This window comes from Clavibacter quasicaliforniensis (assembly GCF_051201715.1).
GTDB classification, from domain to species: domain Bacteria; phylum Actinomycetota; class Actinomycetes; order Actinomycetales; family Microbacteriaceae; genus Clavibacter; species Clavibacter seminis.
This window is the reverse complement of sequence record NZ_CP139624.1, coordinates 2,341,445-2,362,928: the sequence shown is the minus strand read 5'-3', so window position 1 is coordinate 2,362,928 and position 21,484 is coordinate 2,341,445. Positions and strand designations below refer to the sequence as shown.

Annotated in this window: 20 protein-coding genes; 14 read left to right on the top strand and 6 right to left on the bottom strand. The window is 74.4% G+C overall.

Annotated features, from left to right (window positions below; all coding sequences use genetic code 11):
* Positions 1 to 30 precede the first annotated feature (30 nt).
* Together infB and rbfA are read left to right on the top strand one after the other, a co-directional pair.
* Entirely contained in the window at positions 31 to 2,865 is a 2,835-nt protein-coding gene (gene infB, locus NL142_RS11270; protein ID WP_012038839.1) for a translation initiation factor IF-2, read from the top strand.
* A 127-nt stretch (positions 2,866 to 2,992) separates the two neighbouring features.
* Positions 2,993 to 3,508 carry a 30S ribosome-binding factor RbfA gene (gene rbfA, locus NL142_RS11265; RefSeq protein WP_435079564.1) on the top strand — a complete coding sequence of 172 codons (516 nt, stop codon included), beginning with the start codon at positions 2,993 to 2,995 and terminating at the stop codon, positions 3,506 to 3,508.
* Positions 3,509 to 3,551: 43 nt separating this feature from the next.
* On the opposite strand, the gene NL142_RS11260 is transcribed toward rbfA, so the two are convergent.
* Complete coding sequence (locus NL142_RS11260) at positions 3,552 to 4,430, bottom strand: HhH-GPD family protein (protein WP_435079562.1); 879 nt, start codon at positions 4,428 to 4,430, stop codon at positions 3,552 to 3,554.
* Between the two features lie 38 nt (positions 4,431 to 4,468).
* Here NL142_RS11260 and NL142_RS11255 point away from each other — a divergent pair, with 38 nt between their 5' ends.
* Entirely contained in the window at positions 4,469 to 5,035 is a 567-nt protein-coding gene (locus NL142_RS11255) for a nucleoside/nucleotide kinase family protein (protein ID WP_435079560.1), read from the top strand.
* A gap of 48 nt (positions 5,036 to 5,083) precedes the next feature.
* Here the strand turns inward: NL142_RS11255 and NL142_RS11250 are convergent, their stop codons facing one another.
* Positions 5,084 to 6,079, bottom strand: coding sequence for a ketopantoate reductase family protein (locus NL142_RS11250; RefSeq protein ID WP_435079558.1), 996 nt, complete (start codon positions 6,077 to 6,079; stop codon positions 5,084 to 5,086).
* An 86-nt stretch (positions 6,080 to 6,165) separates the two neighbouring features.
* Here NL142_RS11250 and truB point away from each other — a divergent pair, with 86 nt between their 5' ends.
* From truB to NL142_RS11230, 4 genes are read left to right on the top strand one after another with little or no spacing between them, the layout of a single operon-like run.
* The gene (truB, locus tag NL142_RS11245) at positions 6,166 to 7,125 is read left to right on the top strand and encodes a tRNA pseudouridine(55) synthase TruB (RefSeq protein ID WP_435079556.1); all 960 of its coding nucleotides are present in this window, start codon (positions 6,166 to 6,168) and stop codon (positions 7,123 to 7,125) included.
* A complete protein-coding gene (locus tag NL142_RS11240) occupies positions 7,122 to 7,490 on the top strand; it encodes a hypothetical protein (protein WP_194684703.1) in 369 nt (122 codons plus the stop codon). The genes truB and NL142_RS11240 overlap by 4 nt, the downstream gene beginning before the upstream one ends.
* A gap of 38 nt (positions 7,491 to 7,528) precedes the next feature.
* On the top strand, positions 7,529 to 7,990 hold the full coding sequence (locus NL142_RS11235; protein ID WP_194684702.1) for a hypothetical protein: 462 nt from the start codon (positions 7,529 to 7,531) through the stop codon (positions 7,988 to 7,990).
* A 2-nt stretch (positions 7,991 to 7,992) separates the two neighbouring features.
* Positions 7,993 to 8,925, top strand: coding sequence for a bifunctional riboflavin kinase/FAD synthetase (locus NL142_RS11230; protein WP_194684701.1), 933 nt, complete (start codon positions 7,993 to 7,995; stop codon positions 8,923 to 8,925).
* On the opposite strand, the gene NL142_RS11225 is transcribed toward NL142_RS11230, so the two are convergent.
* Entirely contained in the window at positions 8,922 to 9,608 is a 687-nt protein-coding gene (locus tag NL142_RS11225; protein WP_435079553.1) for a maleylpyruvate isomerase family mycothiol-dependent enzyme, read from the bottom strand. The genes NL142_RS11230 and NL142_RS11225 overlap by 4 nt on opposite strands.
* A gap of 37 nt (positions 9,609 to 9,645) precedes the next feature.
* Between NL142_RS11225 and NL142_RS11220 the strand changes: the two genes are divergently transcribed.
* Together NL142_RS11220 and NL142_RS11215 are read left to right on the top strand one after the other, a co-directional pair.
* Complete coding sequence (locus NL142_RS11220; RefSeq protein ID WP_435079551.1) at positions 9,646 to 10,908, top strand: MFS transporter; 1,263 nt, start codon at positions 9,646 to 9,648, stop codon at positions 10,906 to 10,908.
* A gap of 128 nt (positions 10,909 to 11,036) precedes the next feature.
* Positions 11,037 to 12,638 carry a PHP domain-containing protein gene (locus NL142_RS11215; protein WP_435079549.1) on the top strand — a complete coding sequence of 534 codons (1,602 nt, stop codon included), beginning with the start codon at positions 11,037 to 11,039 and terminating at the stop codon, positions 12,636 to 12,638.
* 59 nt (positions 12,639 to 12,697) lie between these two features.
* Here NL142_RS11215 and NL142_RS11210 read toward each other — a convergent pair whose 3' ends face one another.
* Complete coding sequence (locus tag NL142_RS11210) at positions 12,698 to 13,636, bottom strand: ROK family protein (RefSeq protein WP_435079547.1); 939 nt, start codon at positions 13,634 to 13,636, stop codon at positions 12,698 to 12,700.
* Between the two features lie 174 nt (positions 13,637 to 13,810).
* Here NL142_RS11210 and NL142_RS11205 point away from each other — a divergent pair, with 174 nt between their 5' ends.
* The 4 genes from NL142_RS11205 to NL142_RS11190 all read left to right on the top strand — a co-directional run bounded on the left by NL142_RS11205 (position 13,811) and on the right by NL142_RS11190 (position 17,306).
* A complete protein-coding gene (locus tag NL142_RS11205) occupies positions 13,811 to 14,584 on the top strand; it encodes an SRPBCC family protein (RefSeq protein WP_435079545.1) in 774 nt (257 codons plus the stop codon).
* Between the two features lie 73 nt (positions 14,585 to 14,657).
* A complete protein-coding gene (locus tag NL142_RS11200) occupies positions 14,658 to 16,184 on the top strand; it encodes an SDR family oxidoreductase (protein WP_435079543.1) in 1,527 nt (508 codons plus the stop codon).
* Positions 16,181 to 16,630 carry a hypothetical protein gene (locus tag NL142_RS11195; RefSeq protein ID WP_194684694.1) on the top strand — a complete coding sequence of 150 codons (450 nt, stop codon included), beginning with the start codon at positions 16,181 to 16,183 and terminating at the stop codon, positions 16,628 to 16,630. Before NL142_RS11200 ends, NL142_RS11195 begins: the two co-directional genes overlap by 4 nt.
* A 67-nt stretch (positions 16,631 to 16,697) precedes the next feature.
* Positions 16,698 to 17,306, top strand: coding sequence for a GDSL-type esterase/lipase family protein (locus NL142_RS11190; RefSeq protein WP_435079541.1), 609 nt, complete (start codon positions 16,698 to 16,700; stop codon positions 17,304 to 17,306).
* Here NL142_RS11190 and NL142_RS11185 read toward each other — a convergent pair.
* Positions 17,303 to 18,202 (bottom strand): TetR/AcrR family transcriptional regulator, encoded by a 900-nt coding sequence (locus tag NL142_RS11185; protein ID WP_194684692.1) that lies wholly within the window; start codon positions 18,200 to 18,202, stop codon positions 17,303 to 17,305. The genes NL142_RS11190 and NL142_RS11185 overlap by 4 nt on opposite strands.
* 136 nt (positions 18,203 to 18,338) lie before the next feature.
* On the opposite strand from NL142_RS11185, the gene NL142_RS11180 reads away from it, so the two are divergent.
* Positions 18,339 to 20,486: a S9 family peptidase gene (locus NL142_RS11180; protein WP_435079539.1), complete on the top strand. Its 2,148-nt coding sequence runs from the start codon at positions 18,339 to 18,341 to the stop codon at positions 20,484 to 20,486.
* Here NL142_RS11180 and NL142_RS11175 read toward each other — a convergent pair.
* Positions 20,483 to 21,403, bottom strand: a complete 921-nt coding sequence (locus NL142_RS11175) for a LysR family transcriptional regulator (RefSeq protein ID WP_435079537.1) — start codon at positions 21,401 to 21,403, stop codon at positions 20,483 to 20,485. The genes NL142_RS11180 and NL142_RS11175 overlap by 4 nt on opposite strands.
* Positions 21,404 to 21,484 lie beyond the last annotated feature (81 nt).

Sequence of the window (21,484 nt, the reverse complement as noted above, 5' to 3'; positions counted from 1 at the left end):
CCTGGGAGAGGACCCCCAGACAGGAGAACAGTGGCTAAACCACGCGTACACGAGATCGCCGCCGAGATCGGCGTCGACAGCAAGACCGCACTCGCCAAGCTCAAGGAGATGGGCGAGTTCGTCAAGGGACCGTCGTCGAGCATCGAGCCCCCCGTGGCCCGCAAGCTCAAGGCGGCCCTCGAGGCCGCCGGCCTCACCGGACAGGCAGCGGCACCCGCCGCGGCCCCCTCGTCCGCCCCGCGACCCGGAGCCCGTTCGTCGGCTCCCAAGCCGGGCGGCCGTCCCACCCCCGGCCCGCAGCCCACCGCTGCTCCCGAGGTCGAGGCGCCCGAGGCGTCCGACGTCCCGGTCCCGGCGAAGCCGCTGACCGTCGCGGAGCGCCAGGCCCAGGCCGAGGCGAGCCGCAAGGCCGCCGCGGAGGAGAAGGCGCAGGCCGAGAAGTCGGCCGCGTCCGCCACCCCCGACGCCCCGGCCGCCGAGACCCCGAGCGCCCCGCGCCCGGACGCCGGCAGCGCCCCGGCCCCCTCGAACGGCATCCCGCGCCCCGGGATCCCGCGTCCGGCCGCCCCGCGCCCCGGCAACAACCCCTTCGCGAGCAACCAGGGCATGGGCACCAAGCCCCGCCCGGGCAACAACCCGTTCGCGAGCAACCAAGGCATGGGCCAGCGTCCCGCCGCGGGAGCCGCAGGCCCCCGTCCGGCCGCTCCCCGTCCCGGATCCCCCCGCCCCGGCGCCCCGCGTCCCGGCGGCGTCGGCCAGGGTGCACGCCCGGCCGGCTTCGGCCAGCGTCCCGCGGGCGCGGGTCGCCCCGGCGGAGCACCCGGCGGAGCGGGACGCCCCGGCGCCCCCGCAGCCGGCGGCTTCCAGCGTCCGGCCGGCGGCTTCGCCGGTCGTCCCGGCGGCGGCGGTCGTGGTCGCGGCCCCGGCGGCGGCACCGCCGGCGCCTTCGGGCGCGGCGGCGGCAAGAGCAAGTCGCGCAAGTCGAAGCGGACGAAGAGGGCCGAGTTCGAGCTGCGCGAGGCCCCGTCGCTGGGTGGCGTCAGCGTCCCCCGCGGCGACGGCAACACCATCGTCCGCCTGCGTCGCGGCGCGTCCATCTCGGACTTCGCCGACAAGATCGACGCGAGCCCCGGCAACCTGGTGACCGTGCTGTTCCACCTCGGTGAGATGGCCACGGCGACCGAGTCGCTCGACGAGGCCACCTTCGAGGTGCTCGGCACGGAGCTCGGCTACAAGATCCAGGTCGTCTCCCCGGAGGACGAGGACCGCGAGCTGCTCGAGGGCTTCGACATCGACCTCGACCAGGAGCTCGAGGACGAGGACGACGACGTGCTGGAGATCCGGCCGCCCGTCGTCACCGTCATGGGCCACGTCGACCACGGAAAGACCCGTCTGCTCGACGCCATCCGCAACGCCAACGTCATCGAGGGCGAAGCGGGCGGCATCACGCAGCACATCGGCGCGTACCAGGTCTGGGCGCCGCACGAGGGCTACGAGCGCGCCATCACCTTCATCGACACCCCGGGCCACGAGGCGTTCACCGCCATGCGCGCCCGTGGTGCGCAGGTCACCGACATCGCGATCCTCGTGGTCGCGGCCGACGACGGCATCATGCCGCAGACGGTGGAGGCCCTGAACCACGCCCAGGCGGCGAACGTGCCGATCGTGGTCGCGGTCAACAAGGTCGACAAGGAGGGGGCCAACCCCGCCAAGGTGCGCCAGCAGCTCACCGAGTACGGCCTGGTCGCCGAGGAGTACGGCGGAGACGTCATGTTCGTCGACGTCTCGGCGCTCACCGGCAAGGGCGTGGAGGACCTCCTCGAGGCCGTCCTGCTCACCGCCGACGCCGGGCTCGACCTGCGCAGCAACCCGAACAAGGACGCGCGCGGCGTGGCCATCGAGGCCCGCCTCGACAAGGGCCGCGGTGCGGTCGCGACCGTCCTCATCCAGTCGGGCACGCTCCGCGTGGGCGACGCCATCGTGGCGGGCACGGCCTACGGCCGCGTCCGGGCGATGATGGACGAGAACGGCGACGCGGTCCACGAGGCCTACCCCTCGCGGCCCGTCCAGGTCCAGGGCCTCTCGTCGGTCCCCGGCGCGGGCGACACCTTCCTCGTCACCGAGGAGGACCGCACCGCCCGTCAGATCGCCGAGAAGCGCGAGGCCGTAGAGCGCAACGCCCAGCTGGCCAAGGCCCGCAAGCGCATCAGCCTCGAGGACTTCACGCGTGCGCTGGAGGAGGGCAAGGTCGAGTCGCTCAACCTCATCATCAAGGGCGACGTGTCCGGTGCCGTCGAGGCGCTGGAGGAGTCGCTCATGAAGATCGAGGTGGACGACTCCGTGCAGCTGCGGATCATCCACCGCGGCGTCGGAGCGGTCACCGAGAGCGACGTCAACCTGGCGACGATCGACAACGCGATCATCATCGGGTTCAACGTCCGCCCCGACCCGAAGGCCCGTGCACGTGCGGCTCGCGAGGGCGTCGACATCCGCTTCTACAGCGTCATCTACTCGGCGCTCGAGGAGATCGAGTCGAGCCTCACGGGCATGCTCAAGCCCGAGTTCGAGGAGGTCCAGTCCGGCGTCGCCGAGATCCGCGAGGTGTTCCGCTCCTCCAAGTTCGGCAACATCGCGGGTGTCATCGTCCGCTCGGGCACCATCACCAGGAACGCCAAGGCGCGGGTCATCCGCGACGGCGTGGTGGTGGGCGACAGCCTGGCCATCGAGTCGCTGCGCCGGTTCAAGGACGACGTGTCCGAGGTCCGCACGGACTTCGAGGCGGGCATCGGCCTCGGCAAGTTCAACGACATCCAGATCGGCGACGAGATCGAGACGATCGAGATGAAGGAGAAGCCGCGGGTCTGACCCCGGCCGATCCGGGCCCCGCTCCCCACCAGGGGAGCGGGGCCCTCCCCGTCCCGCGATCCGCGGGGCACGAGCACGACGCCGGACGAGCACGCCCGGCGAGCAGCGTCACGGAAGGACGTCGACCATGGTCGATCACGCGAGGGCCAGGAAGATGGCCGACCGCATCAAGGAGATCGTCGCGCGCAAGCTCGACCGTGGCATCAAGGACCCGCGGCTCGGCTTCGTGACCGTCACCGACGTGCGCGTCACGGGCGACCTGCAGCACGCCAGCATCTTCTACACGGTCTACGGCACCGACGAGGAGCGCGCCGACACGGCAGCGGCCCTCAAGTCGGCCACCGGCATGCTCCGCAGCGAGGTGGGCAAGAACATCACCGCGCGCCTCACGCCGTCGCTCGAGTTCATCCTCGACGGCGTGCCCGAGAACGCGGCCGCGATCGACGCCCTCCTGGAGGAGGCGCGTCGGCGCGACGCGGACGTGCAGGCGCAGGCGAAGGCCGGCGTCTACGCGGGCGACGAGGACCCGTACGTCAAGCCCCGTGTGATCGGGGAGGACGAGGACGACGAGGACGACGACGAGGGCGACGAGGACGGCGACGACGTCGACCGCTCGGCGCCCGGGTACGAGCCCGCCCACTGATCCACCCGGTCGGTCGGCGTCCGCGCCGTTCGACCGCCGCGCGTCAGCTCGGCAGGGCGTACGTCCCGTCGGGCTGGCGCACCGCGAGCCCGTCGGCGAGCAGGCCGTCGAGGGCGCGCCCGCGCTGCACGGGCTCCGGCCACGCGGTCGCGAGGTCGGCCGCGCTCACGGGGGAGTGGCTCGACCGCAGCTCGGCGAGGAGGAGGCCGCGCACCTGGCGGTCGGATCCCTCGAACCGCTTCTGCACGACGCGCGCCGGCCCGTCGTAGGCCGGGTACCCCGCGGCGCGCCATGCGCACAGGTCGCGGACCGGGCAGTCGTCGCAGCGCGGCGCGCGGGCCGTGCAGATCACCGCTCCGAGCTCCATGGCGCCGGCGTTGAACACGCGCGCCTCCGCGACGTCGTCGGGCAGCTGCGCCTCCATCGCCTGGAGGTCGACGGTCGTGCGCGCCGGTCCGGGGTCGCCCTGGCCGGCGATCGCGCGTGCGAGCACCCGCCGCACGTTGATGTCGACCACGGGATGGCGGTGGCCGAAGGCGAACGCCGCGACCGCGCGCGCCGTGTACGGACCGACACCGGGCAGGTCGAGCAGGGCATCCACGTCCTCCGGCACCTCGCCGCCGTGCCGCTCGACGATCGCGACCGCGCACGCGTGCAGGTTCAGCGCGCGCCGCGGGTAGCCCAGCCGGCCCCATGCGCGGACGGCCTCGCTGGCGGGCGTCGAGGCGAGGGCCGCGGGCACGGGCCAGCGCGCGAGCCACTCCTCGAGCCGCGGGATCACGCGGACCACGGGCGTCTGCTGCAGCATGAACTCGCTGACGAGGATCCCCCAGGATCCGAAGCCCTCGCGGCGCCACGGCAGGTCGCGGGCGTTCTCCCGGAACCACGCGTTCACATCTCGGGCGAGGGCGGTCTCCGGCATCCGGCCAGCGTACGAGACGATGAGCCTAGGCTCGGCGCATGCCCCTGTACCGCGCCTCCCGCGCCGAGGTCCTCGCCTCGCTCGCCGACGAGTTCCTGCACAACTACGGCCATGGACGCGCGTTCCTCGCGGTGGACGGCGGGCCGCTCGCGGACCCGAACGCGTTCGCGCACGACCTCGCGGACGTGCTGCGCACGGACGGCCGCGGGGCGTACGTCGTCGCGGCCGCGGACTTCGCCTCCGACGGCGGCGCTCCTGCCGCTGATGCCCTCCGCGACAGGCTCGTGCGGCCGTTCCGGAAGCCCGGCAGCGCGTTCGCGCTGCGACCCGACGGGGACGCCGTGACGGACGCACCCGACGACGCCGTGCTCGTCGTCGCGGGGGACGCCCTGCAGGCCCCGGAGCTCCGCGGCCTCTGGAACGCCGTCGTCTACCTGCTGCTGCCCGACGAGCCGCTCGCGACCTCGGGTGGCGACGCCGGATCCGCGGTCCAGGAGGCGCACGCCCGCTACATCCGGCAGGTCAACCCGCGACGCGCGGCGACCATGATCGTGGACGTCACCGACCCCGAGCTCCCGCGCCGCGTCTTCGCCGACAGCTGCTGAGGCCTCCGGCGTCCGGCGGCTCGCCCGCCGACGGTTCGGGAGCCGGGATCAGCGCGGCACGAGCCGGGCGAGCTCCGCGGGGGAGATGTGCCGGCCGCTGGCCTCCACGCCGTGCACGAGCTGCACCAGCGCGGCGTTGACGCGCGCGTCCTGGCCGGCGCCGGGCGCGAGGGCCGAGACCGCGCCGTTGAGGTGATCCACCTCGGTGAGGCGGTTGCGGCGGATGCTCTGCAGCGTCGACCCGGGGTTCGGCACCTGCCCCATGTTCCGGGCGAGCGACACCGGCAGACGCTCGGCGAGGGGGAGCGGCAGCGAGGCGAACAGCCGCAGGCGGCGGTGGGTGAGGCCGCCGAGCCGGCCGAACGTCACCCCGCGGGCGAGGCCCGTGCGCACGGTCTCCTGCATGGCGCGCGTGACGATGCGCCGGAGCACGGGCTCCGCGATGACGGCCTGCACGCTGAGGCCGGTGACGGCCGGCACCGCGTTGATCCCGTTGATGACGAGCTTGGTCCACTGGGCGCCGCGGAAGTCGGGGGCGACCGTGATCGGCATGACGGGATCCAGGACCTCGCGCACGAGGGCGATCCCGGCACCGCCGGGGCCGTCCGCGGAGCCGATCTGCATGCCTGCGGGCGACGTGACCGTGACGAGCCCGGGCTCGGTGAGCGATGTCGCCGCGAGCGCGAGCCCGCCCACGACCTGCGAGCGCGGCAGGCACTCGACGCCCATCGTGATCGCGGAGAGGCCGTTCTGCACGACGAGCACGGGGATGCCGCGGAGCCAGCCCGCGTTCTCCGTCATGGCGTCGCGGGCGTCGGCGATCTTGGTGGCCACGATCGCGAGCTCGGGCGGGCGGCCCAGCCGCTCGGCCGCCGCGACGCGCGCGACGTGGTCGCCGTAGCCGCCGGCGAGGCGCAGGGCGCGGTCCTGGATCGCCCGGAGATGCGGGCCGCGCGCGGTGACGTCGACCTCGTGGCCGGCCCGTTCGAGGAGCGCCGCGAGCGTGCCCCCGACCGCGCCAGCACCCAAGACACCGATCCGCACGCGTCCTCCTCCGACGCCCTCGATCCTAGGCCGGGCGGATCCGAGGGAGCCGGGGGCACCGCCGGGCACGGCATGATGGTGGGGCCATGGAAACCCCGACCCCCCGCGCCGCGCCCTCCACCGCGAGCGGCCTGCTCCTCATCGACAAGCGCGGGGAGTGGACGAGCCACGACCTCGTCGCCCGCACGCGCCGCCTCGCCGGCACCCGCAAGGTCGGGCACGCGGGCACGCTCGACCCGATGGCGACGGGCCTCATGATCCTCGGCGTCAACAGCTCCACGCGCCTGCTCACCTACCTCGTCGGCCTCGACAAGGAGTACCTGGCGACGATCCGCCTCGGTCGCGCCACCACCACGGACGACCGCGAGGGCGAGGTCGTCTCCCGTGCCGAGCCCGGGCGGATCCGCGACCTCGCCGTCGCCGACGTGGAGCGCGCCGTCGCCGACCTCCGCGGCACGATCTCGCAGGTGCCGAGCGCCGTGAGCGCCATCAAGGTCGACGGCAAGCGCGCCTACGCCCGCGTCCGCGCCGGCGAGGACGTCGAGCTCGCCGCGCGCGAGGTCACCGTCTCCGCGTTCGACGTGCTGCGCTTCGACGCGGTGGAGCCCGAGGAGGGCGAGGAGGACGGCGCGCAGCTCGACCTCGACGTCCGCATCACCTGCTCGTCCGGCACCTACGTGCGGGCGCTCGCGCGCGACCTCGGACGCGCGCTCGGCGTCGGCGGGCACCTCACCGCGCTCCGCCGCACCCGCGTCGGTCCCTTCCACGTCGACGACGCTGTCCCGATCGACGAGATGGTCGTCGCCGACCGCCTCATCCCGCCGGCCGACGCCGCCGCGCGCCTCTTCGACGTGCTGCACCTCACCGAGCAGGAGGCCGTCGACCTCGGGCACGGCAAGAAGCTCACGACGCCCGACGAGGCGCCGACGGAGGATCCGCTCGCCGCGGTCGCGCCCGACGGCCGGCTCGTGGGGCTGGTCGGCTTCCGCGGCCGCACCGGCACGTCCATCGTCAACTTCCCGTCCGACGACCGGGGCGCCTCGTGATCGGCTGGTTCACGGTCGCGCAGGTCGCCGTCGCGGTCGTCGCGGGCGTCCTGTGCCTCGTCGTCGGCGCGATCGGGCGGAAGCCGAGCGACCTCACGGTGCTGCCGACCGCGCTCGTCGAGGTGCTGCTCGTGGTCCAGCTCGTCATCGCGATCGTCGCGCCCGCGGTCGGCAACCCGCCGTCGGGCAGCCTGATCGAGTTCTACGCCTACCTGCTGAGCGGCCTCGTGATCCCGCCGCTCGCGATCTTCTGGGCGCTGGTCGAGCGCACGCGCTGGAGCACGATCATCCTGGGGGCGTCGTGCCTCGCCATCGCGATCATGGTCTACCGGATGGACGTCATCTGGAACGTGCAGTCCGCGTGACCGCCCTCTCCCTCGGGTAGGGGATAATCGCAGGTGCCATGACTGACTCCCGTACCTCGCGCATGACCGGTCTCGGACGGGTCCTGGTCTTCTTCTACGGGCTGCTGGCCCTCGCCGCGACGGGCCGCTCGGTCACGCAGATCCTCACCAAGTTCGACGAGGCGCCCGTCGCGTACGCGCTCTCCGCGCTCGCCGCCGTGGTCTACATCGTCGCGACCGTCGCCCTGGTCGCGCCCGCGCGCACCACGGAGGCCGCGCGCCGCTGGTACCGGATCGCGTTCGCCACGATCGCGTTCGAGCTAGTGGGCGTGCTCGTCGTGGGCACCCTGAGCCTCGTCGACTCCCAGCTCTTCCCGCACGACAGCGTGTGGTCGGTCTACGGCTACGGCTACGTGTTCATCCCGCTCGTGCTGCCGGTCCTCGGCCTGTGGTGGCTCCGGAGCGGGGGTCGCTCGCGGGTGAGCGCCGTCGACGAGCGCCCCGTGCGCGGAGACCGCTGACCGTGCTCGTCGTCCACGACCCGGCCGAGGTGCCGGGCGGCTTCGGGCCGAGCGCCGTCACCATCGGCAAGTTCGACGGCGTGCACGCGGGGCACCGCGCGGTGATCCGGCGCCTCCTCGGCATCGCTGCCGACGAGGGGCTGTCCTCCGCCGTCGTCACCTTCGACCGCCACCCCGCCGCGCTCCTCGCGCCCGCCGCGCGGCCGCAGAGCCTCGTGAGCAACCGGCAGAAGATCGAGCTGCTCGCGGAGCTGGGCGTCGACGCGACCCTCATGCTCCCGTTCGACGAGCGCCTCCAGCGCCTCAGCCCGGAGGAGTTCGTCCGCACGGTGCTGGTCGACGCCCTCCGCGCCCGCGTCGTGCTCGTGGGCGAGGACTTCCGCTTCGGCGCTCAGGGGGCGGGCGACGCGGCGACCCTCACGCGCCTCGGCGAGGCGCACGGCTTCCGCACGGTCGTCGTCGGCGACGTCATGCCCGACGGCAGCCGGAAGGTGTCGTCCACGTGGATCCGCGACCTCATGGACCGCGGCGACGTCGAGGCCGCCGCCGAGCTGCTCGGCCGCGCGCCCGCCGTCCGCGGCCTCGTCGTGCACGGCGAGAAGCGCGGCCGCGAGCTCGGCTTCCCCACCGCGAACCTGTCGCCCGAGGCCGAGGGCCTCATCCCCGCGGACGGCGTCTACGCGGGCTGGCTGCGCGACGGCGACCGCACGTATCCCTCCGCCATCTCGGTCGGCACCAACCCGACGTTCGCGGGCGTCCGGCCGCGCGTCGTCGAGGCGTTCGTGCTCGACGAGACGCTCGACCTCTACGACCACGAGGTCGAGGTCGTGTTCGTCGCCCGCATCCGCGGCATGGTCGCCTACGAGGGGCGCGAGCCGCTCATCGCGCAGATGACGGACGACGTGGTGCGCACGCGCGGGGTGCTCGGGATCTAGGCGTCGCCCGCAGGCTGCGCCGCGTCGCCCTCGGGGCGGGGCGTGCGGCCGAAGAGGTACATGATCAGGGTCGACGCGGTCGCCTCGATGACGGGGCCGTGGCCCACGCTCCAGCCGGCGTCCGACGCGCGCAGCGTGCGCGCCCGCAGCACCCCGCGGATCTGCGCGGGCGCGATCGCGGCACGCGCCACGGCGACGGCGCCGGTCGCGCGGTGGTCGAGCTCGAGGTCCGCCTTCAGCGCGTGCGCGATGTCGAACGCGTGCACGACCACCTCGAGCAGCTCCGGCAGGCGCTTGCGGCCCTTCCCGGTGCGCTTCTCCGCGGCGATGGCGCGGATCCGGGCGACGAGCTCCTCGGGGGAGCGGGCGGCCTCGTCCGCGCTGAGGTCGTCCATCACGTGCATGGGGTTGAGGTGCGGGCGGCGGCGCATCGACCCCACGGCCGTGCGCACCATGGCGGCGTTGCTCGCGCCGACCCGCCAGACGATGTGCCCGGCGACGTCGCGCACGGTCCAGCCGTCGCACATGCTGGCCGCCTCCCAGCCGTCGGCGTCGAGCGACGCGAGGAGGTCGGCGGTGCGGTCCAGCACGTCCGCGATCTCCGCGCTCCAGATCCCGGTCACCTTCGCCTCGGGCTCGGACGCGCGCTGGCTGAGGGGCAGGTGCCGGGAGATCTCGCTCATGGCCGAGAGCCTATTCCGGCCGCCGTAGAATCTGGTGGTGACGACGACTCCCGCAGCTCCCCGCGCGGGCGCGCTCCTCGCCCTGGTCGGCATCGTGCTGGTCGCCCTCAACCTCCGCACGGCCGTCGCCGTGTTCTCGCCGATCGTCGACCAGATCGGCCGCGACGTGCCGCTCGACAGCGTCTCGATCGGCGTGCTCGGCGCGCTGCCGCCCGTCTGCTTCGCGCTGTTCGGCCTGCTCGCGCCCGCGATCTCGCGCCGACTCGGCCTCGAGCTCACCGTGGTGGTGGGCCTCGTCGCGATGGTCGTCGGGCACCTGCTGCGCGCCGGATCCGACACCGTGGTCGTCTTCGGCGTCGGCACGATCCTCTCGCTCGCGGGCATGGGCCTCGGCAACGTCCTCCTGCCGCCGCTCGTGAAGAAGTACTTCCCCGGCCGGATCGGGCCGCTCACCTCCCTCACCACCGTGATGCTGTCGATCAGCACGGGCGTCCCGTCGCTCGTCGCCGCGCCCCTTGCCGACAGCGCGGGCTGGCGCGTGGCGATCGGAGCCTGGGCGGCGATCGCGGTCGTGGCGCTCGTGCCGTGGATCGCGCTGCTGGTGAACCACCGCCGGGACACCCGGCGCGAGCGCGCCGCCGCGGCCGCGGCCGACCACGTGGAGGAGGCGCCCGCCGCCGTCACGGGCCGCGTGTTCCGCTCGCCGGTCGCGTGGGCGCTCGTGGGGATCCAGTCCGCCTCGTCGTTCAACGCGTACGCCATGTTCGCGTGGCTGCCCGCCCTCCTGCAGGACACCGCGGGGCAGTCGCCCGTCGCGTCGGGCGCTCTGCTCGCCGTGTTCGGGTTCATGGGGCTGCCTGCGGCCATCGTCATGCCGATCCTCGCGGCGCGCATGAGGAACGTCGGCATCCTGATCCAGGTCGGCGTGCTCTTCTTCGTCGTCGGCTACGTCGGCCTCCTGGTCGCGCCGGCCGCCGCGCCGCTCCTCTGGGTCGCCGCCGCCGGATCCGGCCCGCTGCTGTTCCCGCTCGTCTTCGTGCTCATCAACCTGCGCACCCGCACGCACGGGGGAGTGGTCGCGCTGAGCGGCTTCGTCCAGGGCATCGGCTACTCGATCGGCGCGATCGGACCCCTGCTGTTCGGCGTGCTGCACGAGCTGTCCGGCGGCTGGACCGTGCCGCTGCTCATGCTGTTCGTGATGGTCGCGGTGGCGTCCGCGTCGGGCTTCTACCTCGCCCGGCCGCGCATGCTCGAGGACACCTGGGACCGCGCGCCCCGCGAGGCCGCGCGCGAGGGCTGACGCCCGGCGGGTCGCGTCGCGTGCTCCGTTCACCTCCCGACAGCCCGCCGTCCATCCGGGGTCCATCGCCCGTCGCATTGATTCGGCACCGTGGGAAATCCACGCGCACGGTGACACGGAGGACACGGATGACGAACGACGCACGCACGACGGTGAGCCGCAGGGGCTTGCTCCAGACCGGCGCGGTGGTCGGCGCCGGCGCCGCCATCGCCGCTCTCGGACCCGCACCCGCCGCCCGCGCCGCCGGTGCACCCGCGAAGGTCGGCGGCTACCTCTGGCTCGAGGGCGACCACCACGTCCACACGCTCTTCAGCAACGACGGCAAGTACCGCGTCCGCGACCACATCCGCCAGGCCGTCGCCAACGGCGTGCAGTGGATCGTGCTCACCGACCACGGCAACACGGCGCACTCCACGAAGGGCAGCGTCGATCAGATCGTGCCGTTCATCGAGGAGGCGCGGAAGGAATTCGGCTCCGACATCGTGATCTTCCACGGCCTCGAGTGGAACATCCCGGGCGCCGAGCACGCCACCGTCTTCGTGCACCCGCAGGGCGACGCGGTCGGCGTGCTCAAGGAGATCGAGGACCGCTGGGACGCCCGCGTGAAGGGCACGCGCGACGGCACCCCGGCGAACGAGGCGCTCGCGCTCGAGGGGATCCGCTTCCTCGACCAGGCCGTCGCCTCGCGTCGCGTGAAGGACGCCGTGATGCTCCCCAACCACCCGTCGCGCCAGGGCATCGACTCGCCGCACGAGCTGCGCGCGTGGCAGGACGCCGGCCCGCGCGTGGTCCTCGGCATGGAGGGCGCGCCCGGCCACCAGGCGGGCGGCCTGCCGTCCCCGCACAGCACGGCCGGCGGGCGCGGCCTCTACGGCAACTCCCGCGGCACGTACTCCTTCCCCGGCTACCCGGCCGAGTCGTACCGCACCTGGGGCGGCTTCGACTGGGTCACGGCCACGGTCGGCGGCGTCTGGGACTCGATGCTCGCCGAGGGGCGGCACTTCATCGTCACGGCCACGAGCGACAGCCACAACGTCTACCTCGACACCACCGAGGTCGGACCCGGCAGCGACTACGAGCGCGACGGCCGCATGGTGGATCCCGTCTACCGCGGCGGCGTCGACACCGACGAGAACGACTTCTGGCCGGGCCACTACAGCCGCACGCACGTGGGCGCGGTCCGCCAGGACCACACGTCCGTGCTCGACGCGATCCGCGCCGGCCGCGTGTGGGTGGATCACGGCGGCCTCGTCGACTCGATCGACGCGCGCCTCGTCCTCGAGCGCGGCCGCACGGTCCCGCTGGGCGGGACGCTCATCGGCAAGCGCGACCGCAAGGTGACGGTGACGGCCGACATCATGACGGCGTCGCGCCCGAACCGCGCCGGCTTCGTGCCGGAGCTCGCGCGCGTGGACGTGATCGTCGGCCGGATCGACGGCCCCGCCGCCGACCGCGACTCCATGACCGCGCCCGCGACGCGCGTGGTCGCGCAGCTCCCGGTGTCGCGCCTCACGGCGATCCCGGGCGGCTACCGCCTGTCGCAGGAGATCACCGTGCCCGGCGACCGCTTCTACGTGCGCCTGCGCGGCACCGACGGCAAGCGCCAGCAGCCCGGCTTCCTCGGCGCGGCGATCGACCCGGCCGGCCCCGCGATCGACGTGCTGGGCGACGCGGACCCGTGGGAGGACCTCTGGTTCTACACGAGCCCGCTCTACGCCGAGCTGTCCTAGCGGCGGGCGGCGGGCGGCGGTCGTCGGGAGGGGTCGGGGGATCCGCCCGGCGACCGCCGTCAGAAGCTCGGGACCATGTCCCGGCGGTGCACGAGCGCGCCCGCGCCGATGATCGGGCCGTCGGAGGAGAGGCCGGAGGGGACGACGCACGTCTTCGTGACGAAGCCGAACTGCTCGCGGAGCGCGATGGGCTCGCGGATCATGTCGAAGAGGTCGGGCGTGACGCGGCTGAACCCGCCGCCGATCGCGACGACGTCGAGGTCCACGAGGGAGCTGGCGGACGCGATGGCGCGGCCGATCGCGAGGCCCGCGCGCCGGACAGCCGCGACGGCCGTCCCGTCGCCGTCCCGGTAGGAGGCGGCCAGGTCCTCGCCGGTGGATCCCGTCCAGCCCTGCGCGCGCGCCCAGGCGACGCTCTTCGGCCCCGACGCGATGGCCTCCACGCATCCCTGGCCGCCGCACGTGCACGGGTCGTCGAACCCGGCGACCTCGACGTGGCCGATGTGGCCGGCGTTGCCCGTGGATCCCGCCGCGGTGCGGCCGCCGAGCACGAGCCCGCCGCCGATCCCGGTGGAGACGATCATGCCCATCACGTGGTCGTGGCCGCGGCCGGCGCCGACCCAGTGCTCGGCGAGCGTGATCGCGAGGCCGTCCATCTGCAGCGTCGTGGGCACGTCGGGCGTGAGCTCGGCGAGGCGGTCGCGCAGCGGGTAGTCGCGCCAGGCGGGCACGTTGAGCGGCGACACGAGGCCGTGCGGCACGTCGACCGGGCCGGCCGCCGCGAGGCCCGTGCCCACGAGCTCGGCGTCGTCGGGCAGGGCGGCGAGCGCCTGCCGGGCGACCCCGAGGACGGCGTCGAGTAGCTCGTCGGCGGATCGCTCGGGCCCGGTGGGACCGCGGAACCGGCTGCCCTCGAGCACGCGGCCCGCGTCGTCCACGAGCGCGGACTCGACCTTGGTGCCGCCGAAGTCGACGGCGAGCGCGAGCGTGCGAGGCATCTTCGTCCTGTCCCGGTCCCGGATCCGCCCGTCGACCGGCGTCCAGGATACGGGCGGCCGCACGGGCGTCCGCGAGCCGCGCGGCCCGAGGTCCTCATCCCGTCGTCCGACCATGCCCTGACACCTGTGTGGAATTCACGGACCGGACCTGCGGTCCGCGCCTAGGCTCGGCACGTGGATCCCGATCACACCCCCGGACAGGCCCCGAGCGAGGCGTCCGACCCGCGCGCCGAGAACCCGATGCCCTCCCGGCGCGGCGGCGCCCCAGCCCTAGAGCACACCGACGCCGCGGAGGCGCGCCTCGCCTCCCGCGAGCTCGACGAGGGCATGCCCGCCTCCGCCGGCCTCGACGACGACCGTCACCCCGACCGGGACGTCGACCGTCCCCGGTTCCCCTCCCTGCCCGGCGCCTTCCTCTCCGAGGCCCGCGAGTCCACCGTCTTCCTCCCGTACGAGTTCGTCTTCCGCCGGCTCATCGACCTGCCGCCGCTCATCGTGTGGGACGCGGTGTCCGACGCCGACATGGTGTCCGGCTGGCTCGCCGAGGCGTCCATCGAGCAGGAGGACGGCGGTGACTTCTGGTTCGAGTGGATGACGGTGCCCGACCGCAGCCTCGCCTCCGCGTCCGGCGGCACGGTCACGCGCTTCGAGGAGGGGCGGGCGATCGACTACACGTTCGTGCACGAGGGCGAGGTCTCGGCCCGCTTCCTGATCCGCCTCCATGAGGTGCCCGGCGGCCCGCGCGACCGGCAGACGGAGATCAGCGTCACGGTCTCGGGCTTCCTCCCCGCCGGCATCGCCAACGTGCTGAAGGCCAGCTGGCGCCTGCACCTCGACCTGCTCGAGGACCTCGTCCACGGCAGCCCGGTGGACTGGGCGACGTGCGAGGCCGAGCACGGCCCCACCTGGCGCCGGTACCTCGCCGAGCTCGAGTCCGCCGAGGGCTGATCCGCGGGCGGCGTCCACCGCCCGTCCCGGCTCCTGGGAGCCGCTTGCCAGGCTGATTGCCTAGCGTGAGGGAATGACATCGCCGAGCGCCGCCTCCCGTCTCGCCCTCGTGACCGGAGCGACGGGCTACATCGGCGGTCGGCTCGTGCCCCGTCTCCTCGACGCCGGCTTCCGGGTGCGCGTGCTCGTGCGGGATCCCCGTCGCCTCACCGACGTGCCCTGGCGCGACGACGTGGAGGTGGTGCAGGGCGACCTCGCCGACGCCGCGACCCTCGGCCCCGCGGTCGACGGGGTCGACGTCCTCTACTACCTCGTGCACGGCATGGGATCCAAGGGCGACTTCGCGTCGTCGGAGCGCGCCTCCGCCGAGCACGTCGCGACCGCCGCGAAGGCCGCGGGCGTGGGCCGCATCGTCTACCTCGGGGGGCTGCACCCCGACACCCCGGAGCTCTCGAAGCACCTGGCGAGCCGCAAGGCCGTCGGCGACGTCCTCCTCGCGAGCGGCGTGCCGACCATCGCGCTGCAGGCGGGCGTGGTCATCGGATCCGGCTCCACGTCGTTCGAGATGATCCGCCACCTCACCGAGGTCCTGCCCTTCATGCCCGCGCCCGGCTGGGTCCGCAACTTCATCCAGCCCATCGCGATCCGCGACGTCCTCTACTACCTCGTCGCCGCGGCCGACCTGCCCGCCGACCTCAACCGCACCTTCGACATCGGCGGGCCCGATGTGCTCCGCTACGGCCAGATGATGAACGGCTACGCGGTCGAGGCAGGCCTGCCGCAGCGGCCCATCGCCTCCATCCCGGTCTTCGCGCCTCGCCTCGCCGCGCACTGGGTCAACGTCGTCACGCCCATCCCGCGGACGCTCGCCGTGCCGATCATCGAGTCGCTGCAGTACGACTGCGTGATGGGCGAGCACGACATCTCCACCTACATCCCGGACCCCGAGGGCGGCCTCACCGGCTACCGCCGCTCCGTGCGCCTCGCCCTCGGACGCATGCGCGACGGCGTCGTCGAGACCAGCTGGAAGGACTCGGCCGTCGTCGGTGCGCCCAGCGACCTGCTGCCGAGCGACCCCGACTGGTCGGGCCACACCGTCTACCTCGACCTCAAGGAGCGCTCGACCGACGCGGCGCCCGAGGACCTGTGGGCCGTGATCGAGTCGATCGGCGGCGAGAACGGCTGGTACTCACTGCCCGTCGCCTGGGCCGCACGCGGCTGGATGGACAAGCTCGTCGGCGGCGTGGGCCTCCGCCGGGGACGCCGCAGCGCGACCACCCTGCAGACCGGCGACGCGCTCGACTTCTGGCGCGTCGAGCACATCGAGCGCGGATCCTCGCTGCGGCTGCGCGCCGAGATGAAGCTGCCCGGCGAGGCCTGGCTCGAGCTCAGCTCCACGCCCCGCGAGGGCGGCGGCAGCGACTACCGGCAGCGCGCGATCTTCTTCCCCTCCGGCCTCGCCGGCCGGCTCTACTGGTTCTCGATCCTGCCGTTCCACGGCGTGATCTTCACGTCGATGGCCACCCGCATCACCGCGAAGGCGCTCGCCGCGACGACGTCCCGCGAGGCCGGGCGTCCCCTCGAGGGGGCCGCGCGGTGAGCCGGCGGATCGGGGCCCCGCGCATCGGCCTGATCCTCCTGACCCTCGTGGGCATCGCCCTCGCGTCGGCCGGCCTCGCGACCGCGGTGACGATGAGCGTGTCCGCGCCCGTCCAGGCGCGGGCCGACCTCGCGATCATCTCGGGTGACGGACCGGCCGCGGCGCGCACGCCGTCGGCGGGGAGCACGCCCGACCCCGCGGCGTCCGAGTCGTGGAAGCCCGTCCCCGTGGACGCGGCCGGCGACCGCAACATCACCGACCTCACCGACGGCGCCGCGTCGCGCGTCACCATCGACGTGCTCGGCATCCCCCTGAACCCCGGGCAGGCGGGCGCGCTGGTCGCCGCGATCCTGTCCCTCCCGCTCCTCATCGCCGTCGCCGTCCTCGTGCTGTCGCCGCGCCGACGTCGCTGGTGGCGCCGGGTCGCACGCCGGCAGCACGGCTGAGGTCGACGCGGATCCGGTGACTTCGCCGGGCGCGGGGACCATGATGGGCACGACGAGAGGCGGATCCATGGCACCGCGCACGCGCACGACAGTCCTCCTGGGCGACAGCCTGACGGGGGACGGCGGCTGGGGCGGCATCGTCCCCGGTCCCGTCGGCGACGACGCGGAGGCGCGGATCGTCGACCTCGGCCGGGCCGGCCAGACCACCGACGACGTGCTCGCGCTCTTGCCGGACGCGGTGGCCGCCGAGCCGTCGACCGTCGTGGTGTCCTGCGGCACGCACGACCTGGGCGCCGCGCGCCGCGGGCCGGAGGCGACCGTCCGCGCGCTGGAGACGATCCTCGCGCACCTCCGTCGCGACCTCCCGGCGGCCCGGATCGTCGTCCTGTCGGTGCCGCCGCGCGGGCGCGAGCACGCCGAGCGGATCCGCGTCGTCAACGTGCACATCCGCCAGTACGCGCCGGCGGTCCGCGCCGAGCACGTGGACCTCTGGCCCGCCCTCGGCTTCGGCGACGGCGAGCTCGCCCCCACGCTCACGGACGACCGGCTGCACCTGAACGACGACGGGGCCCAGGCGGTGCGCGCGGTGCTCGCGCCCGTCCTCGCGGCCAGGGATGACGAGGACGAGTCGGCGGACGACGCGACGGCCGAGGCGGGGGATCCGGCCGGCTCCTAGCGGTCCGACGCGTCCGGCCCGGGGGAGCGCAGCCCACCCACGCCCGCGAGGACCACGCCGAGCTTGCGCAGCCACCAGTCGCGCGGCGTCGCGGCGGATCCCGTCGACACCTCGCCGGAGAACCTGGCGGTGACGCGGTCCATGGTGCCGAGCGCGTCGCGCTGGGCCGCCTCCTCGCGCGCGTGCAGCGCGTCCGGGGTGCCCGCCGAGTGCGCGGGTCCGCCGCGCCGGGACGCGTGCAGGGTCTCCGCGGCGTCGGCGTCGGCGGCGTGCTCGGCCGCGATCCCGTCGGCGGCCAGGGCGAGCAGCCCGCGCCCCATGGCGGCCGGCAGCGTGGCGTCCACGATGGGCGACGACGACGCGGGCCGGTCGGCCGCGCCGCCGCCCGCCGCCAGCACGCGCTCCCAGCCGACGTAGGACTCCACCCCGATGTCGAGCACGGTGTCGAGGACCAGCACGGCCTCCGCCTCCGCGAAGCCCATGCGGGTCAGGTCGCGGATCGCCCCGGTGAAGCGCAGGACGACCTGGTCGGGGGCGGTGTCGAGGTGGTGGATCGCGCTCGCGAGGCCCGGGTGCCTGTCGTACATGTCCCAGATGCGCGCGACGGCCTGCTCGAGGTAGGCGCGCCACGAGGTGTCGTCCGGCGCCACGAGCTGGGCGGCGGGGAGGTCGGGGACCGTCGGCCAGTCCATCCGCGCGATGGCGGTGTCGCACGCGAGGAGGACGATGTCGTCGCGGCTGGCGACGTGCCGGTACAGCGTCGAGTGGTCGACGCCCAGGCGTTGCGCGAGCGAGGTGAGGGTGAGGGTGCTGAGGCCGACCTCGAGGGCCGCCTCCGCGATGAGCCTCCGCGAGACGCGCGCGGGCCTCCCGACCCGACCGGCTCGCCGCTCCATGCGCTCGATCCTACCGTGACGGCGCCAGCGATTCGGGGGCGAAGGATCCCGCCCAGCGTCGAGCTCCGTGGTGGGAGGGCCGGCCGCCGCGGCCCCGCCGGACGGCGCCGGGAGCCGCCGCGGCTAGCGTGGGAGCATGCCCGACACCCGCACCCCCACCCCCTTCACCGAGCTCGACGAGTTCATCGCCATCCCGCGCCTCGGCGGCCTCGTGCTCTCGCCCGACGGACGCCGCGCGGTGCTCACCGTCACGACCCTCGACGCCGCGAGGACCGGCTACCGCCACGCCCTCTGGGTCGTGCCCGCGGCAGGCGGCGGCGTGCCGCGGCGCCTCACCCGTTCGGCGAAGAGCGAGGGCGGCGCGGCGTTCACCGCATCAGGGGACCTCCTCTTCGTCTCCTCCCGGCCCGACGCCGACGACGCCGACGGGAACGAGGCCGCCCAGCTGTGGATCCTCCCGGCGGACGGCGGCGAGGCCCGCGCGCTGACCCGCCTCGCCGGCGGGGTGGACGGCATCGCGGCCGTCGCGCGCGACGCGGCCACGGTGGTCCTGCAGGCGCGGCTGCTGCCCGGATCCGGCTCGCTCGAGGCCGACGCCGTGGCACGGAAGACGCGCGCCGACCTGAAGGTGAACGCGATCCTGCACGAGAGCTACCCCGTGCGCTACTGGGACCACGACCTCGGCCCGGACGAGCCGCACCTGTTCGCGCTCGACCTCGCCGACGCGCTCGTGGAGGAGCCCGCGCGGCCCACCACGGCGGATGCGGCGGCCGCGCTCGCCGCCGAGGCCGCGACCGAGGACGGCGGATCCGCGGCGATGGCCCCGGCCGCCGGCGCGCAGCCGTACCCGACCTCGCTGCCCCGCCCGCGCGACCTCACCCCGGAGCCCGGCCGCACGCTCGAGCACGCCACCGCGGCGATCAGCCCGGACGGCCGCACGCTCGTCGTCGCCCTCGGCGTGAAGGAGCGCCGCGGCTTCCGGCAGGCGCTCGTGTCGATCGACGTCGCGACCGGGGAGCGCACCACGCTCCTCGACCTGCCCGGCGTCGACCTCGAGATGCCCGCCATCAGCCCCGACGGCGCGCTGCTCGCCTACGTGCGCACCGACCGCGCGACCCCGGCCGCGCCCACGCAGCAGGAGATCTGGGTGTCGGCGCTCGACGGGTCAGACGCTCGCCGCGTCGCCGCGGGCTGGGACCGCTGGCCGTCGTCGCTGCGGTTCGACGCGGACTCGCAGGCGCTCGTCGTCACCGCCGACCAGGACGGCCGCGGACCCGTCTTCCGCATCGGCCTGGACGACTCCGTCACGCAGCTCACGACCGACGACCACACCTACACGGACGTGGAGGTCGACGGCGAGACCGGCGACGTGCTCGCGCTCCGCTCCTCGTGGATGGCGCCCGCGCACCCCGTGCGCGTGTCGGCCGCCGACGGATCCGTCACCGGGCTCGCGACGCCCGCGCCCGTCCCCGCGACGACCGGGACCATGACCGAGGTCGAGACGACGGCCGCCGACGGCGCGCGCGTGCGCGGCTGGCTGATGCTGCCGGATGGCGCGTCGGCCGAGGCGCCCGCGCCGCTGCTGCTGTGGATCCACGGCGGCCCGCTCAACAGCTGGAACGCGTGGAGCTGGCGCTGGACGCCGCAGGTGCTGGTGGCGCGCGGCTACGCGGTGCTGCTGCCGGATCCCGCGCTCAGCACCGGCTACGGCCTCGACTTCATCGCGCGCGGCTGGGACGCGTGGGGTGAGGCGCCGTACACCGACCTCATGTCCATCACGGACGCGGTCGAGGCGCGCGACGACATCGACCAGACGCGCACGGCCGCGATGGGCGGCTCGTTCGGCGGCTACATGGCCAACTGGGTCGCGGGCCACACCGACCGCTTCCGCGCGATCGTCAGCCACGCGAGCCTGTGGTCGCTCGACCAGTTCGGGCCGACCACCGACTCGTCGCAGTACTGGCAGAGCATCTTCTCGGCCGAGGGGCTCGACCGGAACTCCCCGCACCACTCCGTGCGCGACATCGTGACGCCCATGCTCGTGATCCACGGCGACCGCGACTACCGCGTGCCCATCGGCGAGAGCCTGCGCCTCTGGTCGGAGCTCGCGGAGCACCACGCGGCCGACGACGGCACCACCCCGCACCGGTTCCTGGTCTTCCCGGACGAGAACCACTGGGTCCTCAAGCCCCAGCAGTCGGTGGTCTGGTACCGGACGGTGCTCGCCTTCCTCGACCAGCACGTGCACGGTGCGGAGTGGAAGCGGCCCGAGGTGCTCGGCTAGCGGCGGCGGCGCGCGGCCGCGACGTCGACCGCCACGGCGTCGAGCGCGCGGCGGAGCCAGCGGGAGGCGGGATCCGCGTCGGCGCGGCGGTGCCAGCGCTGGTCGACCTGCACCTCGGGCAGGTCGAACGGCAGCCGGTGCGCCCGGAGCGGGACGCCGCCGTCGACGAGGCGCTCGGTCATGAGCTCGGGGAGCAGGCAGATGGATCCGCTGCCCACCACCATGAGGGCCGCCACCGCGTAGGTGGGCGCGACCGCGACCACGCGTCGCGTCCGCCCCGTGGCCTCGAGGGCGTCGTCGACCGGACCCCGCGCGCGGCCCCGCCGCGACGCCGAGACGTGCGGGTGGGCGGCGAGGTCGTCGAGCGTGAGCGTCGTCTTCCTGCCGAGCGCCGTGCGGGCGCCGACGACGGCGACGAAGCGGTCGGTGACGAGCGGCGCGGCGAGCACGTCGGGCGGCGACGCCACGCGGATGCCCACATCGAGATCGAGGGTCCCGTCGCGCAGCGCCTCGGCGTCCTTGGACTCCTGCGGGACGAAGCGCAGCAGGACGCCAGGAGCCTCGGCGACCACGCGCTCCGTGAGGGCCGGCGCGAGCACGGGGATCAGCGACTCGTTCATGCGGATGGCGAAGGCGCGGTTCCAGCTGGACGGGTCGTCCTCCCCGGTGCGGGTGAGGCCGTCCGCCTCGTCGAGGAGGGCGCGGACGGAGGCGGCGACGCGCAGCGCGAACGGCGTCGGCACCATGCCGCGGCCGGCGCGCACGAGGATCTCGTCGCCCATGCTGACGCGGAGGCGGCCGAGCGCGCGGCTGGCGGCGGGCGGGGAGAGGGCGAGGCGGGAGGCGGCCTCGGTCACGCTGCTGGTCGCGACCAGCGCGTCGAGCACCCGGAGGAGGTTCAGGTCGAGCTGGGCCACGGATCCTCCTAGTTGCGCCCGGTGCAACGCATGCTTACCAGCATTGCACTGGACGCATGGGTGGCGCGACCCGAGACTGGC

Excerpts from the sequence above, each read along its gene's own strand:
- NL142_RS11235 (WP_194684702.1), top strand. The coding sequence starts at position 7,529 with ATGACTGACTCCCGTACCTCGCGCATGACCGGTCTCGGACGGGTCCTG.
- NL142_RS11210 (WP_435079547.1), bottom strand. The coding sequence starts at position 13,636 with ATGCCTCGCACGCTCGCGCTCGCCGTCGACTTCGGCGGCACCAAGGTC.
- NL142_RS11180 (WP_435079539.1), top strand. The coding sequence starts at position 18,339 with ATGCCCGACACCCGCACCCCCACCCCCTTCACCGAGCTCGACGAGTTC.
- NL142_RS11225 (WP_435079553.1), bottom strand. The coding sequence starts at position 9,608 with ATGAGCGAGATCTCCCGGCACCTGCCCCTCAGCCAGCGCGCGTCCGAG.
- NL142_RS11260 (WP_435079562.1), bottom strand. The coding sequence starts at position 4,430 with ATGCCGGAGACCGCCCTCGCCCGAGATGTGAACGCGTGGTTCCGGGAG.
- NL142_RS11185 (WP_194684692.1), bottom strand. The coding sequence starts at position 18,202 with ATGGAGCGGCGAGCCGGTCGGGTCGGGAGGCCCGCGCGCGTCTCGCGG.
- NL142_RS11200 (WP_435079543.1), top strand. The coding sequence starts at position 14,658 with ATGACATCGCCGAGCGCCGCCTCCCGTCTCGCCCTCGTGACCGGAGCG.
- NL142_RS11190 (WP_435079541.1), top strand. The coding sequence starts at position 16,698 with ATGGCACCGCGCACGCGCACGACAGTCCTCCTGGGCGACAGCCTGACG.
- NL142_RS11255 (WP_435079560.1), top strand. The coding sequence starts at position 4,469 with ATGCCCCTGTACCGCGCCTCCCGCGCCGAGGTCCTCGCCTCGCTCGCC.
- rbfA (WP_435079564.1), top strand. The coding sequence starts at position 2,993 with ATGGTCGATCACGCGAGGGCCAGGAAGATGGCCGACCGCATCAAGGAG.
- truB (WP_435079556.1), top strand. The coding sequence starts at position 6,166 with ATGGAAACCCCGACCCCCCGCGCCGCGCCCTCCACCGCGAGCGGCCTG.
- NL142_RS11215 (WP_435079549.1), top strand. The coding sequence starts at position 11,037 with ATGACGAACGACGCACGCACGACGGTGAGCCGCAGGGGCTTGCTCCAG.